General features: G+C 48.5%; 11 protein-coding genes and 1 tRNA gene. 7 read left to right on the top strand and 5 right to left on the bottom strand.

Annotated features, from left to right (window positions below; translation table 11 throughout):
- The first annotated feature begins 48 nt into the window (after positions 1–48).
- Entirely contained in the window at positions 49–1,056 is a 1,008-nt protein-coding gene (locus CWB98_RS06190; protein ID WP_138544040.1) for a GlxA family transcriptional regulator, read from the top strand.
- A gap of 1,010 nt (positions 1,057–2,066) precedes the next feature.
- Here the strand turns inward: CWB98_RS06190 and CWB98_RS06185 are convergent.
- From CWB98_RS06185 to pepA, 3 genes are all read right to left on the bottom strand, one after another.
- The gene (locus CWB98_RS06185; protein ID WP_138544039.1) at positions 2,067–4,913 is read right to left on the bottom strand and encodes a valine--tRNA ligase; all 2,847 of its coding nucleotides are present in this window, start codon (positions 4,911–4,913) and stop codon (positions 2,067–2,069) included.
- A 23-nt stretch (positions 4,914–4,936) separates the two neighbouring features.
- On the bottom strand, positions 4,937–5,383 hold the full coding sequence (locus CWB98_RS06180) for a DNA polymerase III subunit chi (protein WP_046004999.1): 447 nt from the start codon (positions 5,381–5,383) through the stop codon (positions 4,937–4,939).
- Positions 5,384–5,531: 148 nt separating this feature from the next.
- On the bottom strand, positions 5,532–7,043 hold the full coding sequence (gene pepA / locus CWB98_RS06175) for a leucyl aminopeptidase (RefSeq protein ID WP_010383127.1): 1,512 nt from the start codon (positions 7,041–7,043) through the stop codon (positions 5,532–5,534).
- Positions 7,044–7,274: 231 nt separating this feature from the next.
- Here pepA and lptF point away from each other — a divergent pair, with 231 nt between their 5' ends.
- Complete coding sequence (gene lptF / locus CWB98_RS06170) at positions 7,275–8,387, top strand: LPS export ABC transporter permease LptF (RefSeq protein ID WP_138544038.1); 1,113 nt, start codon at positions 7,275–7,277, stop codon at positions 8,385–8,387.
- Positions 8,384–9,454: an LPS export ABC transporter permease LptG gene (lptG, locus tag CWB98_RS06165; RefSeq protein WP_138544037.1), complete on the top strand. Its 1,071-nt coding sequence runs from the start codon at positions 8,384–8,386 to the stop codon at positions 9,452–9,454. Before lptF ends, lptG begins: the two co-directional genes overlap by 4 nt.
- A 69-nt stretch (positions 9,455–9,523) precedes the next feature.
- On the opposite strand, the gene CWB98_RS06160 is transcribed toward lptG, so the two are convergent.
- A complete protein-coding gene (locus CWB98_RS06160) occupies positions 9,524–10,021 on the bottom strand; it encodes an RDD family protein (RefSeq protein ID WP_138544036.1) in 498 nt (165 codons plus the stop codon).
- A 250-nt stretch (positions 10,022–10,271) separates the two neighbouring features.
- Here CWB98_RS06160 and CWB98_RS06155 point away from each other — a divergent pair.
- The 4 genes from CWB98_RS06155 (at position 10,272) to CWB98_RS06135 (ending at position 13,633) form a co-directional block, all read left to right on the top strand.
- Positions 10,272–10,356: transfer RNA gene (locus CWB98_RS06155), tRNA-Leu, on the top strand.
- A gap of 885 nt (positions 10,357–11,241) precedes the next feature.
- Entirely contained in the window at positions 11,242–12,192 is a 951-nt protein-coding gene (locus CWB98_RS06145) for a catalase family peroxidase (RefSeq protein ID WP_138544061.1), read from the top strand.
- Positions 12,189–12,713 (top strand): cytochrome b, encoded by a 525-nt coding sequence (locus CWB98_RS06140; RefSeq protein WP_138544034.1) that lies wholly within the window; start codon positions 12,189–12,191, stop codon positions 12,711–12,713. Before CWB98_RS06145 ends, CWB98_RS06140 begins: the two co-directional genes overlap by 4 nt.
- Positions 12,714–13,243: 530 nt before the next feature.
- A complete protein-coding gene (locus tag CWB98_RS06135; protein ID WP_138544033.1) occupies positions 13,244–13,633 on the top strand; it encodes a DUF6746 family protein in 390 nt (129 codons plus the stop codon).
- A 334-nt stretch (positions 13,634–13,967) separates the two neighbouring features.
- Here CWB98_RS06135 and CWB98_RS06130 read toward each other — a convergent pair whose 3' ends face one another.
- Positions 13,968–17,864, bottom strand: a complete 3,897-nt coding sequence (locus CWB98_RS06130; RefSeq protein WP_171045596.1) for a hybrid sensor histidine kinase/response regulator transcription factor — start codon at positions 17,862–17,864, stop codon at positions 13,968–13,970.
- Positions 17,865–18,097 lie beyond the last annotated feature (233 nt).

The following is an 18,097-nucleotide window of genomic DNA, read 5'->3' as shown; positions in this document are numbered from 1 at the left end:
AGTCAGCTTTATTAATATTGGACTAAATAAGCCTTAAAGTGGTTCAAAATGGACAAGATAACCAGCTGTAGTGACGTATCCCAGCGGACGATTCAGATTGCGTTTTTTATGCCGGAACAATACTGGTCGGGGAGTATCGCACTCATTGTCGATGTGTTTACAGGTATCAATATGCTCAGAGAGCAGGCCGGGCACTATGATACGCCAACCTACAACACGCACTTTTTACATGAACCTGATATGTATCCAAAGGGCCTTTCGCCGTGTCAGTTTCCTTTGCGTCCACTCGATGCTGAGCATTACGATGTCGTTGTAATACCTGCAATCTGGTCTATCACACCCAAGGCGCTTGCGCAGTACAGTCAGGTTTTCGACTGGCTGAGGCACCAGCAGCGCTCAGGTGCACATTTTGTCAGCATCACCAGTGGCGCCTTTTTTCTGGCTGAAGCCGGCGTATTATTTGGTGAAGACATTACATTACACTTCGCGTTTCAAAGTCTTTTTCGCTCTTTATATCCGGGTAACCGAGTGAGGACGGATAAACAGTACCTGACGTCAGGAAAAGTGTGGAGTAGTGCAGGGCTCAGTCCAACATTTGAGGTGATATATCAGTTAGTACGCAAGTACAGTGGTGAGGCACTGGCTCAGGTATGTGCCAGATATTTTATGCTGGACTACCACGTGCAACCACCCGTTGAGGTCGCTGATGCGAACAGCCGGGATATGTTGATCAGTGCTGTCCGTGATTGGCTAGAGCGTCATTATTATCAGGCGCCGACGAATCAGGACATTGCCAGACAGTTTCATATGAGTGCTCGTAACCTGAATCGGCGTTTCGCCAGTGAGACCGGGCTGACACCTCAGGGCTATCTGCAAAACTTGCGTCTAGAGAGAGCAGCCAAGTTGCTGGTCAGCACCAAAATACAGGTCGAGCATATTGCGCTGCAATGTGGGTATAGTTGCGCAAGTGTGCTGGGCAAAAGGTTTAAAAAGCAGTATGGTCGCAGCCCCCTGGCGTATCGAAACTATATGAGCAGGCATAGGGGGTCTGATTGATTAGGTGCCGTTGAAGGGCGATATTCGGCGCCACTGCTGGATATCACGACTGGGTTAATCTGATTCTAATCCGTCGATTTCAATACCGAATTGTGTCCTGATGACGGGCTGCTTATTTGTGCAAGCCAGGATTCGGTTAATCGATTTACCGAGCAGTGTGTGCAATGAATAAACCACCCTGGTTTACGATCAAGATTAAGTCGCATACCCTGGTAAAAATACTACAGGCTTTCGCTTTTCGCTCATGTTTTGGTGTAAGCTGTTGTTTTTATGGTTTTTGGTGAGTGAGGTGTTTTGGATTACATTCAATTTGCAGCCAAGGTGGAGCGTTTAGCTTAAACAACAAAGGAAATGACTATGTTAAACAAGAATAAATGAAAAGTCTCTCTTCTGACTGCAATAACATGCCGCGCAATATGACCCCTCAAGTTGCTGGTGGTACGGATCCCCTCATCGTATGTGATACAACAAGTGGTTATGGGCTTACTCATTGTGTTGCCAAAACTTGTGGTATGCATAACTATCGGGTAGTTATTTAGGCCCACTTGCTCATTGCTTAGAAACGCTTCACCGATACGTTGCTATGTAATTAGATGACATAGTGGTGAAAGCTGAAGCTTACTGTTATTTTTAAACTGCAGTTGATTACAGACCATGCCCGATTGATATTCTACTAATTGCTTACTATCTAATATACGGTGTAATTACCTCACGTATTATCTTTCCCAGACTCGATATTTAGCGTTTATGCAATCATTCTGGATTTACATACCAAGGCTGTTACTAAAGCTGAATACGAAAGTTCATTTATTTCTTTGCGGTTTATCATGAGTGAATTGTATTAAAGGGAGAAACTCCTCGACACGGCTCTTTGCCCGGAATGCAAATCAGCGTTTTATTGCCTGAGTTCGTCCAGTCTCACTGTTAACTCACTTTAGCGTTTTTATGGCCTAAAAAAAGGAAGCCGCTTAGCGGCTTCCTTTTTTAAAATAAACAACAATTAATGATTGTTACAGGCTTTCAATTTTCGCTTTTTGCTCAAGCAACTTAGCTTTGGCATCGCTGTACTCGGCCAGTTTGGCCTTTTCTTTGTCTAGTACCGCCGCAGGGGCGTTGTTGACGAACTTCTCGTTTGCCAGCTTTTTCTCAACCTGTGCCAGACCTTTTTCTGCTTTTTCAAGCTGCTTGGCGATACGGGCCATTTCGGCTTCAACGTCAATCAGACCCGCCATTGGGATCATGATCTCCAAATCGCCGATAAAGGCCGTTGCCGATGCCGGCGCATCGTCTTTGCTTGCCAGTACCTTGATGTCTTCCAGTTTAGCCAGTGAACTCAGGAAGGCCTGGTTGTCGTCCAGACGACGCTGATCTTGCTCAGACACATTGGCCAGTAATACACCAAGCGGTTTGCTTGGGCTGATGTCCATTTCCCCACGGATGTTACGAATAGCCAGGATGAACTGCTTAACCCACTCCAGGTCTTCCATCGCTTGTGTGTCTACCTGCGACGCATCAAACTGCGGGAAGCTCTGTAGCATGATGGTATTGGCTTCGATCCCAGCCAGCGGTGCAACACGCTGCCAGATGGTTTCTGTGATGTAAGGCATTAGCGGGTGCATTACGCGCAGCAGGCCTTCGAGCACAGTGATCAGGGTATGACGTGTACCGCGTTGTTGCGCTTCGTTGCCCTTGAACAGAATTGGCTTGGTCAGCTCCAGATACCAGTCACAGAACTGGTTCCAGGTGAACTCATAAATGGTGTTCGCTGCCAGGTCAAAGCGGTAGTTGTCCAGGTGCTCACTGAAGGTTTTCACTGTGTTTTGGAACTGGCCCAAAATCCAGCGATCGGCCAGAGAGACCTGCATCTCGCCACCGTTGAAGCCACAATCCTGCTCTTCGGTGTTCATCAGCACGTAACGGCTGGCGTTCCACAGCTTATTACAGAAGTTACGGTACCCTTCGAGACGGTTCATATCCCAGTTGATATCACGACCGGTTGAGGCCATGGCCGCCAGGGTAAAGCGCAGCGCGTCGGTGCCGTGTGCTTCAATACCATCCGCAAAGGTCTTGCGGGTGTTCTTTTCAATCTTAGCGGCCAGCTGTGGCTGCATCATGTTACCGGTACGTTTTTGAACCAGGCTTTCCAGATCGATACCATCGATCATGTCCAGTGGATCCAGTACGTTACCTTTCGACTTTGACATCTTGTCGCCATTTTCGTCGCGGATCAGACCGGTCACGTAAACGGTTTTGAATGGTACCTGGGGCTTGCCTTGGTCGTCTTTCACAAAGTGCAGTGTCATCATGATCATCCGGGCAACCCAGAAGAAAATGATGTCGAAACCGGTTACCAGCGTGTCTGACGGGTGGAACATTTTCAGGTCGTCAGTGTTCTCTGGCCAGCCTTGCGTTGAGAAGGTCCACAGCGCAGAGGAGAACCAGGTGTCCAGTACGTCATCGTCCTGGCTCAGCACCACGTCATCTGCCAGGTTGTTGTCGCGGCGTACTTCGGCTTCGTCGCGGCCAACGTATACATTGCCTTCGTTGTCGTACCAGGCCGGAATACGGTGTCCCCACCACAGCTGACGAGAAATACACCAGTCCTGAATATCACGCATCCAGGAGAAGTACATGTTTTCGTACTGTTTAGGCACAAACTGGATGTCGCCGTCTTCAACGGCTTTGATTGCTGGCTCAGCCAGTGGCGCAACGCGTACATACCATTGGTCAGTCAGCAGCGGCTCGATGACGACACCAGAGCGGTCGCCGTATGGCACGGTCAGGCTGTGGTCGTCGATTTTTTCCAGCAGGCCGGCTTGCTCAAACTCGTCAACGATCAGTTTACGGGCATCGAAACGGTCCAGGCCATGGAAGCGCTCAGGTAATGGCGCATCCAGCTCCAGTGGCTTGCCATCAAAAGTGAAGGTTTCGCCTTCGCTTAAAATCGCCGCATCTTTGTTGAATACGTTGATCATAGGCAGCTGATGACGCTTACCAACTTCGTTATCGTTGAAGTCGTGCGCTGGTGTGATCTTCACACAACCAGTGCCTTTTTCCATGTCTGCGTGTTCGTCGGCAACGATTGGGATACGACGGTTGACGATTGGCAGTAAGATCTCTTTGCCGATCAGGTCCTGATAACGCTCATCATCCGGATTGACTGCCACACCCGTGTCACCCAGCATGGTTTCAGGACGCGTTGTTGCAACGACTATGTAGTCTTTACCGTCTTTGGTTTTAACGCCATCGGCCAGCGGGTAGCGCAGGTTCCACATGTGGCCCTGCTTGTCTTTGTTTTCTACTTCCAGATCAGAAATCGCAGTGTGCAGTTTCGGATCCCAGTTCACCAGGCGCTTACCGCGGTAGATCAGGTCATCTTTATACAGACGAACAAACACTTCTTTCACCGCTTCTGACAGGCCGTCGTCCATGGTAAAGCGCTCACGATCCCAGTCTACTGACGCGCCAAGGCGACGTAGCTGTTTTGTGATGGTGCCACCTGACTCGTTTTTCCACTGCCAGATACGGTCGATGAATTCATCGCGGCCCAAATCATGACGGGTTTTGCCTTCTTCGGCTGCCAGTTTACGCTCAACCACCATTTGAGTTGCGATACCGGCATGGTCCGTTCCCACCTGCCATAAAGTATTTTTGCCCTGCATACGCTGGTAGCGGATCAGGGTGTCCATGATGGTGTCCTGGAAAGCGTGGCCCATGTGCAGGCTACCCGTGACATTCGGTGGCGGGATCATGATCGAATAGGCATCGCCCTGACCTGATGGCTTAAAGTAGCCATTCTCTTCCCAGCCTTGGTACAAAGACTGTTCGATATCTTGCGGATTGTAGGTTTTATCCATTACACAGAACCTTAAAAAATACTTTAGTTGTCAATTTCTTTGGTTGAAATTTCAGCGCCGAGCTGACGCAGTTGCATGAACCGCTGGCGTGCCGCGTGTTTGGCATTGCTTTCAACCGGCACAAAATCATAGATTTTGTCGAATCGGCGCACAAAATCTGGCAGCTGTTGTGCCAGATTAATTAATATGGTGCGTCTGCCAACAGGTGGCATTTGGCCGATCTCGACCGGTGCGCCCCCTTTGGGGCCTTCGCCTTGCAGGTTATGAGGCACAAAACTGTCGGCCTCAAAACACCACAAATGCTCGTCAACCGCATGGGCATCTTCAACGCTGTCTACGTAAATAAAGACACGTTGTCCGGCGCGATACAGCTTAGCGGCGCTGCGTGCGGCGAGATCAAAATGAGCCGGCACTGGTTTGCCCGGCTCATTGTCTTGCTTTAATACAAAAAAGCGTGCGTTGATGGTCATGACATGTGGTTTTCTAGCTAGCGAAACGCCCTGTCATAGTGGGTAAGTCTGCATATGACACGGCGTTCAAAATAAAGCCGCATTCTGACACAGAATGCGGCTATCATCAATCAACGTGGCGGGGTGACATGGGATGTCACGCCATCAATTAGTCCTGAGGTTGCTCAGTGACGTCCACGCGGTTAAGCAGGTATTGCATTAACATAGGCACCGGACGACCAGTTGCGCCTTTGTTGGCACCACTACGCCAGGCTGTACCTGCGATATCCAGGTGTGCCCAGTTGTACTTCTTGGTGAACTTAGATAAGAAGCAGGCTGCGGTGATGGTACCAGCAGGACGTCCACCCAGGTTGGTGAAGTCGGCAAACGGGCTTTTCAGTTGTTCCTGATAGTCATCCCACAATGGCAGCTGCCATGCACGGTCACCACTTTGCTCTGAGGCTTTTAGTAAGTCATGGGCCAGCGGGTTGTGGTTCGACAATAAACCTGTTGCATGGTGGCCCAATGCAATAATGCAGGCACCGGTCAGGGTCGCCACGTCAACCACGACTTCTGGTTCAAACGCTTCAACATAGGTCAGTGCATCACACAGTACCAGTCGACCTTCGGCATCGGTGTTGAGTACTTCAACCGTTTGACCCGACATCGTGGTCAGGATGTCACCCGGGCGGTAAGCGTTGCTGCTTGGCATGTTCTCACAGCCAGCCAGTACGCCGATAACGTTGAGCGGCAGCTGCATCTGTACCACGGCACGCATCAGGCCCAGTACGCCCGCGGCACCACCCATGTCGTATTTCATTTCATCCATGCCTTCGCCTGGCTTAATTGAAATACCACCGGAATCAAATGTCAGGCCTTTACCGACGAACACGATAGGGGCTTGCTTTTGCGGGGCACCATTATAGTGGATCACCGACATCACGGATTCATTGTCACTACCGCGACCAACGGCCAGATATGAGTGCATACCCAGCTCTTCCATTTCTTTTTCGCCAACCAGGTTAACCGTGACGTTGTCGAATTCATCGGCTAATGCCTGAGCCTGCTCACCCAAGTAGCGAGGGTTGCAGATATTGGGCGGCATGTTGGCAACATCTTTACACAAGGTTGCGCCCGCAGCGATAGCCAGGCCATGCTCGATGGCGCTCTCACCAATCGGCAATTCGCGACGCGTTGGGACGTTAAAAACGATTTTACGCAACGGACGACGCGCTTCGCTCTTTTTGCTCTTCAGCTGGTTAAAGGTATAAAGGCTGTCCTGAGTGGTTTCGACGGCCTGGCGAACTTTCCAATAAGTATCGCGTCCTTTAACGTGCTGTTCAGTCAGGAAGCAAACGGCTTCCATTGAACCTGTGTCGTTTAAGGTGCTGATGGTCTTGGCGATGATCTGTTTGTATTGTTTGTCGTCCAGTTCGCGCTCTTTACCACAGCCCACAAGTAGCACACGTTCACTCAATACGTTTGGTACATGGTGAAGTAAAAGCACCTGGCCGGGTTTACCTTCTAGGTCTCCGCGGCGCAGCAGGTTAGAAATATACCCTTCGCTGATTTTATCCAGCTGCTCCCCGACGGGTGAAAGGCGGCGTGGTTCGTATACGCCGACAACAATACACGCACTGCGTTGTTTTTCTGGGCTACCACTTTTTACGCTGAATTCCATTGCGACTCCTGAGTCAATGTGCTGTCTTTTTTGAACTTTTTATGCCTCAGCCACTCAATTTCTGAAGGCTGAACTAAAAACCGGCTAATTGTCGCGTGCATTTGGCGCTTTAGCCTGTTGCTTTAGTAGGATATTTGGATCCGATGGCATATAATAAAGTGATTAAAATAACCAGTTTACTCAAAATTTCCTACTATTCCAGTGAAATGAGACGTTTTATAGGGGCGGACATTGCTTATTTTTCGATACCTGACTGCTGAGATATTAAAATCTCAGGTCGCCGTTTTTATGACCCTTATGACCATTTTCATCTCGCAGAAGTTTGTCCGGATCCTGGCAGAGGCCTCAGGCGGCAGTATTCCGGGTAAACTTGTCATGTCTTTTCTTGCACTTAATTTGCCCAAACTGGCGGTGTATATTCTGCCATTGAGCTTATTTTTGGGCATTATTCTGGCCTATAGCCGGGTCTATGCCGACAGCGAAATGACGGTGCTTAAAGCCTGCGGTGTCAGTGAGTGGTACGTCGTGCGGGTAACCTTGGTATCGAGCTTTGTGATTTCATTGATGGCGGCCGCGCTGAGCTTATATGTGGCGCCATGGGCTGGTGAAAAAGAAAACCAGCTGCGTGAACAGGCCAATGCAGAATCCGGACTCAGCCAGATCCGGGCCGGACGGTTCCAGCAAACGGGTAACGAAAAAGCCGTGGTGTTTGTACACAACACCAGTGATCAGGGCAAAGAGCTGAATCGTGTGTTCGTAGCCCAGTTACCCGATCGCGAATCAAATCAGGCGGCACGGATCGTCTTTGCTCAGAGTGGCCGAGTAGTGGAAGAAGGCTCTGGTGAGCAGCAACTGGTACTCAGTGATGGCAAGCGGTTCGAAACAGACGGCTTCAGTCAGGCCCTGAACAAAACCGAATTTAGCAGCTATCAGGTGCAGATCCGCGAGCAGGAAATTGAACAGCGGCGCCGCAAACTCGAAGACTTACCCTCGGCTAGCCTGCTGAAAATGGGCACACCCGAGGCCATTGCTCAGTTCCAGCTACGTTTATCTGTGCCAATTTCTATTATTTTGCTGACCTTATTGGCGGTACCGCTTAGTGTGGTGAACCCCAGGCAGGGTAAGTTTGCCAAACTGGTGCCAGCGATTTGTATTTATCTTGGCTACTTTATCATGCTTAATGCAGGTAAATATCTGGTGGCAGAAGGCAAAGTACCGACTTCGGTGGGACTGTGGTGGATCCATTTGTGTGTGTTGTTTATTGGTGCTTACCTGATTGCTAAAGGGCGGCCTTTTGGTGTCTGGGTGCGTTCCATGCTGTTGAAACGGGAGCCACAACAATGATGAAAACTTTGGACTGGTATCTCGGACGCAGTATTTTGCAAACCACTGGCTTTGCGCTGCTGGTGTTTGTGGGTATCAATACCTTAATCAAATTTATTGAACAATTGCGCTCAGTCGGTCGTGGTACCTATGAAGTGATGGACGCCTTGTTGTTCACTTTGTACAGCATGCCCAGCGATATTGTGGTGTTTTTCCCAATGGCAGCCCTGATTGGTGGCCTGACCGGGTTGGGCGCGCTGGCTTCGAGCAGTGAATTGGTGGTGATGCAGGCGGCGGGCATGTCGCGGTTGCAGATCATCGGCTCAGTGATGAAGTCGGCGATTGTACTGGCGCTGTGTATGATGGCGTTAGGCGAGTGGGGCGCACCACAGGCAGAACAAACCGCTAAGCAATTGCGTAACCAGGCAATTAATGGCGGCGAGGTATTTGAAGCACAGCAGGGGGTGTGGGCCAAAGATGGCAGTAATTTCATCAATATTGCCAATATTGAGAAGTCCGGCAATCTGCAAAATATTAATATTTATCATTTTGATGATGACCTGAATCTGCTGAAAATCACCAGGGCTAAGTCGGGCACGGCAACTGACGAGGGCTGGCAGTTACGAGCCATTGAAGAAGTGCTCATCGAAGAGGAGCAGATCCGTACAGAGTACGCGCAAACGCTTGTTTATGCTTCTCAGCTTACACTGGACCGCCTGGATGTCGCTTCAGTCGAGCCTGACGCATTGTCCTTTTCCGGTTTGTGGTCGTATTTACAGTACCTTGAACAGAATGAGCAGGATACCAGTAACTATGAGCTGGCGCTGTGGCGCAAGGTCATGCAGCCGGTGACCATTGCAGTGATGTTGCTGGTTGCTTTGTCCTTTATTTTTGGACCTCTGCGCTCGGTGAGCATGGGCGCACGTATTATCATGGGCGTGATCACCGGACTCATCTTCCACCTGAGCAACGAGATTTTTGGTCCAATCGTTATGGTCTATCAGATCCCGCCTGTGGTGGGGGCGGTGATGCCCAGTGTGCTATTTACCGCGACGGCATTTTACCTGTTAAACCGACAGCGCGGTTAGTAAAGGTATTGAACACAAAAAAGCCTGACTCGGTCAGGCTTTTTTGTTGCTGTTCTTGTGCTCGGCAAGCTAGTCCAGGCTATCGTAAATACGTTTATTTTCTTCTTTACTTAATACCACCACTTCGGTGCCACAGATCATATCCTGAAGCGCACGTTTGTGTTTGAAATCGACCAGCACCAGCAGGTTACCTAGGCCTAATAGCGCACATAATGCCCGTGCACAGGCTTTGGGCCAGCTTAGCAACTGGCCATCTGGGGTTTGTACTTTCAGTCGCCAGGCACGCATACCTATGGTCTGGCCGCTCTTGGTCCAGAAGTAAGCAAAAAACAGCACAGAGACGGCAATCAGCACAAAACCACGGAAAAATGACAACAGAGGAGAGGCCTGGATCAACGCTGAAACGTCTTCATGGTTGCCTTGTGAGAGCCAGCCTGCCGAGATAAAGCCTTCAATCACCAATAAAAAAACCACCATTGATAGCATTGCAAATGCAATCACGACCAGACCATCATAGATCAGAGATGCAAGACGACGGGTTAAGCCCGCACGGGGAAACGAAGCCATGTAGTTCACTCATTAAAGTCGAAATATGGCTTATTCTACCTGATTTTTAATCTAACACTAAAAAACCCGATTAGTTTTCAGTAGCTGTTCATTTACCAAGCACTTGAACGACGTTTTGTAAAAAACGCTTGCTACCCTCCCGCCAATTTGTATAATGCTGGGCATAGAGACGAAGGCATATAAAACAAAGCCTAAGCTCAAAGTGGTTTTTCTTTATTTTCTCTAAGTTAGAAGATAAAAGAAAAATTATGCCAGTGTGATGGAATTGGTAGACATGACGGATTCAAAATCCGTTGCCTTCGGGCGTGGCGGTTCAAGTCCGCCCACTGGTACCACTTTTTATAACCCAGCTTTTTAGCTGGGTTTTTTTATGTCTGAAATTCAAGGCAACATACTGAAGCAGTGTGGTGTCGGACTTGAGCCCCACGCCGGGCGTGGCACTGATGTAAGTTAAGAGTCCGCCCACTGGACCCACTTTTTATAACCCTGACCGAATAGGTCGGGGTTTTTTTATGCCTGAAACTTATATGTTAAGTAGAGTCGGACTTGAGCTCCACGCCGGGCGTGGCACTGATGTAAGGTAAGAGTCCGCCCACTGGTACCACTTTTTATAACCCAGCTATTAAGCTGGGTTTTTTTATGCCTGTAATTAGATATGTCATATTTATGCCGAGTGTGGAGTCGGACTTGAGCCCCACGCCGGGCGTGGCACTGATGCAAGGTAAGAGTCCGCCCACTGGACCCACTTTTTATAACCCAGCTATTAAGCTGGGTTTTTTTATGTCTGTTTTTCAGCATGAGATTTTTAGCGAAGCAAAGTGGAATCGGACTTGAGCCCCACGCCGGGCGTGGCACTGATGTAAGGTAAGAGTCCGCCCACTGGTACCACTAGCTATTAAGCTGGGTTTTTTTATGCCTGTAATTAGATATGTCATATTTATGCCGAGTGTGGAGTCGGATTTGAGCCCCACGCCGTGCGTGGCGCTGGTGTAAGGTAAGAGTCCGCCCACTGGTACTACTTCTTATAACTCTGACCGAATAGGTCGGGGTTTTTTTATGCCTGAATTTTGATTGCTACAAAATGAACTGCGCACTATTTAAGGACGTATTTTTGATACAGGAAACTGGTCTGACCGGTCCCCTTTTCTTGGGCGCAATAATCACGATTGTGCCGGATTTTGAGTGTTATTCTTTACGGAGGTATTGTGCGTCTTTTCCATATGATTTATCTGAGCATGTTGCTACCTGCCGGTTATGTTTTTTCAGCAGAGCAAGTGACAGCACAACAGTTTGTTAATTTACAGCAAGGTAATACCAGCGTTGCCGGGTTTCGGCGAGCGCACGCCAAAGGGGCTTGTGTTACGGGGTATTTTGAGCCCAATGGGCAATTGTCTGCTTTAACTCAGGTGCCGATTTTTGCGCTAGGCACAGCGCCCTTTATTGGACGCTTTTCAATCGCCGGTAATAATCCCACCGCGCCTGATCTGAAATCACCCGTCAGGAGTCTGGCTGTCAGCTTCAATATCAGCCCAACGCAGCAATGGCGCATAGCGATGAATACGCCACCGGTGATGGCGGTATCGAATCCGCATGATTTTTATCAGCAAATCGTTGCAATACAAAGTGGTCCGCAAGCACTTAAAGCGTTTTTTAACGCACACCCTGAGACCCAGGATTTCTTAAACTGGAAGGCGAGCTACACACCAGCCCAGAGCTTGGCGCTGGAGCGCTATCACAGCATCAATGCATTTTACCTTGAAAATTCACAAGGAGAAAAACGCGCGGTGCGTTGGTATTTTGAACCCTTGGGTCATCCTATGGGGCCGACATCGGATACCGACAACGCTTTGTTCGACGAGCTGTCAGCCAGACTGTTGAAGGGGCCCGTAAAATTCAACTGGGTTTTTATCCTGTCAGAAGAGACGGATGATGAGAATGACCCAGCTCTGCGTTGGCCAGAGAACAGAGAACATGTGGTTGCGGGCAAGATCGTCATTGAGCAGATTGATATGGGACTGAATGCGCAGTGCCAGTCAATAAACTACGATCCTTTAACTTTACCGAGTGGCGTTACGGCAACGGCTGACCCCATATTAAGAGCCCGCTCAGCGGCTTATGCAGAATCCTACCGTCGCCGGGCGAAGGAAAAGTTACTGGAGGTACTTCAATGATGACCGATTCAAAGTACAGCTTGGCACTTCGCATTACACATTGGCTAATGGCGGTCTTGTTAGCGTTTATGCTTGTTTCCGGGCTGCTCATGATCCGGTCTTTGGAAGGGTGGCAACTAAACGTGTTGGGGTTACATAAAGCGATTGGGTTTGTTGTGCTTGGGCTCTTTTGTTTGAGAGTTGTCTTTAAATTCACTCATCCAGCCAACCGGGCATTGCACAACGAGCTAGGCTGGAAAAATAAGGTGGCAGACTCGGTGCACGGGCTAATGTATGTGTTGATGGCAGGCATGCCAGTGACTGGTTTATTATCTCAGTACTTTGCAAGCAGGCCAGTCAGTATTTTCGGGCTCTTTAGTTTTCCTGCGGCTGAGCAGAGCAATATTATTTTGTATTCGATGGCCAGAGAGCTGCATGGTTTGCTGGCAGCTGGTTTAATCGCGCTGATTTTATTGCACCTGGGTGGTGTGATGTATCATCAGTTCATTAAACAAGATAATACACTCAAGCGGATGATATAAAAGTTGCGAGCAGGGCAATTGCAGCTAAGTCTAAAGCTTACGACTGACTGTATCAATCTTGCTCTGAAGAGAGTGAGTTGGCCAGACTTATCTGTTCTGGTTGGCTTTATATTGGCATACCTGACAGGTGTGCCTAGTTGGGTGTATTTGTGCTCTGATAAGTGTGCTAACACGTATTACGGGGGTTGAAATAAGAGCTGAGTTACTCCGGAACTGTGTCATAAGGTAACAAATGATAAATTTTTAGCTTTGCTCAACGTCTAATACTGATAGAGTAATGCGGTTTTTAGTGTGTGCTTGTATCGAAAGAAAAATGGACCGGATCAGAGTAAGTAGCAAGTGATGTCAATTGCAACGTGCATAATGCCGTCACGGATGTACGCCATTCAAGCTCTGAGGAAGTTCACTTTGTTGTATCTTAGGCCGATTATGGGCGGTTAAACAACTTCCATCATTTGACCGACTTTGTCAGTACGCCATACTTATAAACCATCTTTTTGACACTTATATTTCAACGCTAGAGAGATTAAATGAAAACGTTAATTGTATTGCTTATGACCGCTGTATTTGCTTTTTCAGCCCATGCAGATGAAAAATCCATTCAGCACCTCAAGGTCGCAAATGTGACGTCGGTTGAAGATGCGCGCAAGATTTTTATTGAAAAAACGTCAGAGATTAGAAGTAAAAGAGACCTGGATGCGGCCGAGCTTCAGGACATCCATGTTATCACTTACACTCTTGAGAAAAGCGTCGAGTTTTTCACACTCAACCTGATTGGTGACAAGAAAAAGCTGGCAGAAGACATTGCGGTTGTGGTTGAAGATATTCACATCAATTCAGAAAGAAACCGTAAAGAAGAGACACAAAAGCACTTAAATCAGTACTTTGTGCTGGCAGACAAATTCATCAAGAGTTTCTAATTTAATCCCTTTCTTTGATTCATGTCTTGAGTACGAGCCATTTCAAATGGCTCGTACTCATCCTCTGATAAACGACAAGTTCCGCAAACCGACTGATCTGGCCCTCTTGTAACTTATGGCCAGCATGCAAGTGTTATCGATGGGATAATAAAAATTTCACCTAATATCTATCCAATTTGATGGAGCAAATAGGATGCTAACTGTGTTAAAAATTTTTGATGTAGACCCTTTACCTAAGGTATGGGTTCGCAAATTTTTGCCTGGTTATTGAACATGTTTTCTCGCCTCAAAATAGAACACTTGATTAAGCAAATTGGTATGAAGCCCGGTCAAATTACCCAGCCTGGCTATCCGATGTAAAGGACTGCGACTTTGCATATTGCTTTGCCGTCATACCAAATTGCTTTTTAAAACACGCACTGAAATATGAAGGTGAATTAAAGCCACAGTGTTCAGCGGTTTGAGCTATATTGTACCCGGCAAGTAACTGTGGCAGAGCCTGATACAAACGGTACTGACGCAGATATTCATTGGCTCCGATAGACGTCACGGATGTTAATTTACGGTGCAGCTGACGTTCGCTCAGGGCCATTTCGCTGGCGACCATAGAGACGGTTAATGTTGGATCGCTGAACAGAGTCTCCAGCACCGATTCCAGTTTATCTAAAAACGCGAGCGTGGCGGGGTTATTGGCAAACTGTTGCTTCGGCGTTTCCGGTGCTTGTTTCAGGCGCTTAGTGGCAGGCATAAGCTGCGCTTTCAACTGAGCTTGCGTTGCTTCTATCAGTTTGAAGGTATTGCGTATTTTTAGTTTGAAAGCGTCCAGGTTAAAGGGCTTAGTGAGGTAATCGTCTGCTTGTAGTGCTAGTCCTTTAAGGTGTTTTTCTTCATTCAGGTTCGCAGTGACTAACATCAACGGAATATGGGCGGTCAAAGGGTCGGATTTTAGCGCTTGTGTGAGCGCAAAGCCGTCCATAACGGGCATCATGACATCAGAGATGACCATATCCGGTAACTGAGCACGAGCCAGTGCTAACCCAGCTTCACCATTGCTAGCTGTGAGCACCTGATAGTCCGGATCTAATACGGAATGCAAAAATTCAAGCATGTCGGGCGTGTCATCAATTAACAAAATACAGTGAGCCTTATCAGGTTGCACTTGCGAACTCGAGGCTTTGACGCTGCCGTGGGCCTGAGTATGCGCATTGGTAAGGGGTAAGCTCACGGTAAAACAACTGCCCTGGCCGATTGCAGACTCAAGCTGGATCTGACCACTGAGCAAAGTGACTACTTCTTTGACTCGGTTCAGGCCCAGTCCCAATCCGGAGCTAAATTCATGACCCGCCCGGGTTCGGTACTCGGGTTCAAAAATAGGATCATGATGCTCAGGTGCGATGCCAATTCCCTGATCCGATACTCTGAGTATCACATGCTGCGTTAAATGATCTGCTTCCAGAGAAAGATTGATTTCACCGCCGTCATAACTGTATTTGACAGCATTGCTAAGCAGGTTGCTGATGAGTTGCTGTAGTAGGTCTGGCGGTGCGCTCACCATTAACCCGGGTTCTATCTGTTGAATACAGCTAAGGGACTTGTCGGTCAATAAGGACGCAAAGGCGCTGAGCTGCTCTTGCAGCAACGCAGATATATCCTCACGTTGCCATTTTTCCAGCGTGATAGTCGCTGCCGGTGAGTTGTTCGATGAAATAAACATCAGATGCTCAATGAGTACTTTGAGTCGCTTGGTGTTACTGATCACCAGATTGACCATCTGGGTTTTCTGGCGTTCGTCAATACTATTGCGTAATTGCTCTGCCGGGCCCTGAATTAAAGTAACCGGCGTCATCAGCTCATGCGATAAAGTTTTAAGCAGGGCTGTTCGTTGTGCTTGTGCTGCCTCAAGCTGGCTGTTTTGCACTTGCATTGTATGCGTATGGGCACGAATTGTATCCTGCAATTGTTGTTGCCGACGTTTCAGTGCTGACACTCTGATGCGATAGGTGCAGTAAATCAGCAAAATTGCCAGCAGAACATAGCTTGTCTTGGCCAGTGCAGAGGCATACCATGGTGTGCGCACCTTAAAGTGTAATTCAGACACTTGTTCAGACCAGTTGCCCTGATTATCGGTGGCCTTCAGTCGCAGGGTATATTCTCCCCATGGCAGGCGTGGCATCATCAAGGTATGCTCATTCCCTAGTTCGACCCAGGTATCGGCCACGCCAGACAGCTGATAGCGAAACTTTTGTTTAATGTTATTGATCAGATCACCATTGGCCACGCGCAGACGCAGGCTTGCATGCCACGGGTCAATGGCTGGAACAGTACGGGTATTGTAATAGTGTTGCTGTTCTCCCTGAGGCGCCGTGATTGTCATAAGGCTGATTTGAGGACGTGGGTCAATCCGTACTAGCTTATCCGGACTCAGGTGCGTTATTCCTTCTGTGGATGCGAACCAAATGTGTCCGTCAGAGTGTGTCGCAGTGCCTTCCAGGTAGCCCTTCCTAAACAACCCGTCTCCATGGTTATAAAATGCGACTGCACCTGAACTATTCTGCCAATGCCATACCCCTTGTCCGGTTGAGACCCACACAGTGTGTTTATCATCAAAAGCCAGACTGGTCGCACTCAGTTTATTTAGTGGCTCGGGTAAGTCCTGCCAGCGTTGCTGCTCAGAGTTGTAAAGGCGCAAGCCGCGGTCTGTTTGCACCCAGATTTTTCCATCGGGTGCAGGCATGACTGAATATGTTGCAGTAAAGGGCTGACTGGCAGAGCCCGGAATGGCTTTAAACTGTTCAGAGCTGAGCGAATACACCTGTAACCCTGAATCGGTTGCCAGCCAGAGCGTGTCTTGTTCTTTTGCCAGGTGATGAAGCTGATTGCTCAGTAGTGGGCTATTTGTACTGGTGAAGCGGGTAGTTGCCCGGGTATCCGGAGCAAATCGACTCAGGCCATTAAAACTGTGTGCCAGCCACAGTGACCCGTCGTCGGATTGCACCAGGGTATTGATTGCCTCAGGAATCGTGTAGTCAGCCAGGTTGTAGCGGGCATCAACCTGTGCATTTTCCGGATTCACCACCAATAATTCGTGATACATAGCGGCCCACAGGCGTCCGTCTGGTGTCGGTGTCATCGCCTGAGCAGAGTGACTATCGGAAGACACGCAACGTTTAAACTTGCCGTTTAGTGTGTACTGACACAGGCCTGCCAGTTGATCTGCAAGCCACAGATAGCCATTGAACTGCATCAGCTGATTAATTTCATACTTGCCTGTGTCACTGGGGTGAGAAAATGCAAAGTTACTCATGGCGCTGTGATTAACGGATTCAATAATCACGCCTTCGTTAAAGGTGCCATAGATGCGTAGGCTGTTGTCTTTGTATAAAGATAAAAGGGGCGGATATGATTGTATGTGAGTTATCACTCCATCGCTAAGTTTTAGCATTCCTGTATTCAAAGACGCTGCATGTATTTCTCCTTGCTCTTTATACAAGTCAAAAACATAGCCAACCGTATCAAACTCATTGGGATCCCGGTAGGTGAGCTCAACCTTATTCTGGCTCTGGTTATACACACCCAGACCAAGCCCGTGCATTGCCACCCAGATTTGACCGTCTTCGACAGTCCAGAGTTTATTGGCCATAACGGACTCTCCGGGTGGCAAAGTGACGGGGGTAGCCTTGCCACTGGTCGGGTCAAATAAATACAAACCGCGTGTGGTTGCCAACATCAGAGTGTGCTCTGATGCCTGTGCTATCGAGAGGATCTTAAAGCGCTGCACCACGTTGTTAATATGAGTCTTGACGGGGAGTAGTGCATCTTGACTCACCATATACAGACCGTCAGCAGCGCCTGCCCAGAGTCGGTTGTCCTGAGCCAAAAACAAGGTATAGATATTTAGTGGCTGAGTGCGTCCGGCGATGCTGAGGGGGCGAAAGTGCTCGGAATGCGGCCTACGCACCTCCAGCCCCTGTTTGCCAGCAACCCAGAGCTGCTGCTGTGCATCAATCAGGATGTCTCTGATCCACAATGCGTTGCTGAGGGTCGGAGTATGGTCACGAGAAAAAACCTCAATGGCAGCGCCATCGTAGCGCGCCAGCCCTTTGTCGGTAGCGAACCAGGCAAACCCCGTGTGATCCCGCTCAATATCAAATATCCGGTTGCTTGGTAAACCATCTGCCACGGTTAATGTTGTGTAGGCGGTTGCAAGTGCACTAAAACTAAGTTGCAACATCAATAGAAGCGTTATGAGTTGAAGTAAAGCAGGTCGCGAGGCAAATCTCATGTATTTAAATCTTTGTTATTGTTGTTTTTATTTTTAATTGAGGGAAGTTTTAACCAATTATGAGTGGGTATCATAGCCTGCAAGCAGGCAAAAACAAACCGCCGGTTTTAGAGGAAATGGCTGGAAATTATCGAAATATGTCTGATTTCGGATACAGAACAAGACCGTGAACAAGGTACAAT

The sequence above is a fragment of the Pseudoalteromonas rubra genome (genome assembly GCF_005887115.1).
Taxonomy (GTDB): domain Bacteria; phylum Pseudomonadota; class Gammaproteobacteria; order Enterobacterales; family Alteromonadaceae; genus Pseudoalteromonas; species Pseudoalteromonas rubra_F.
Note: the sequence above shows the minus strand (reverse complement) of the source record. Positions and strands in the feature narration are given on the sequence as shown.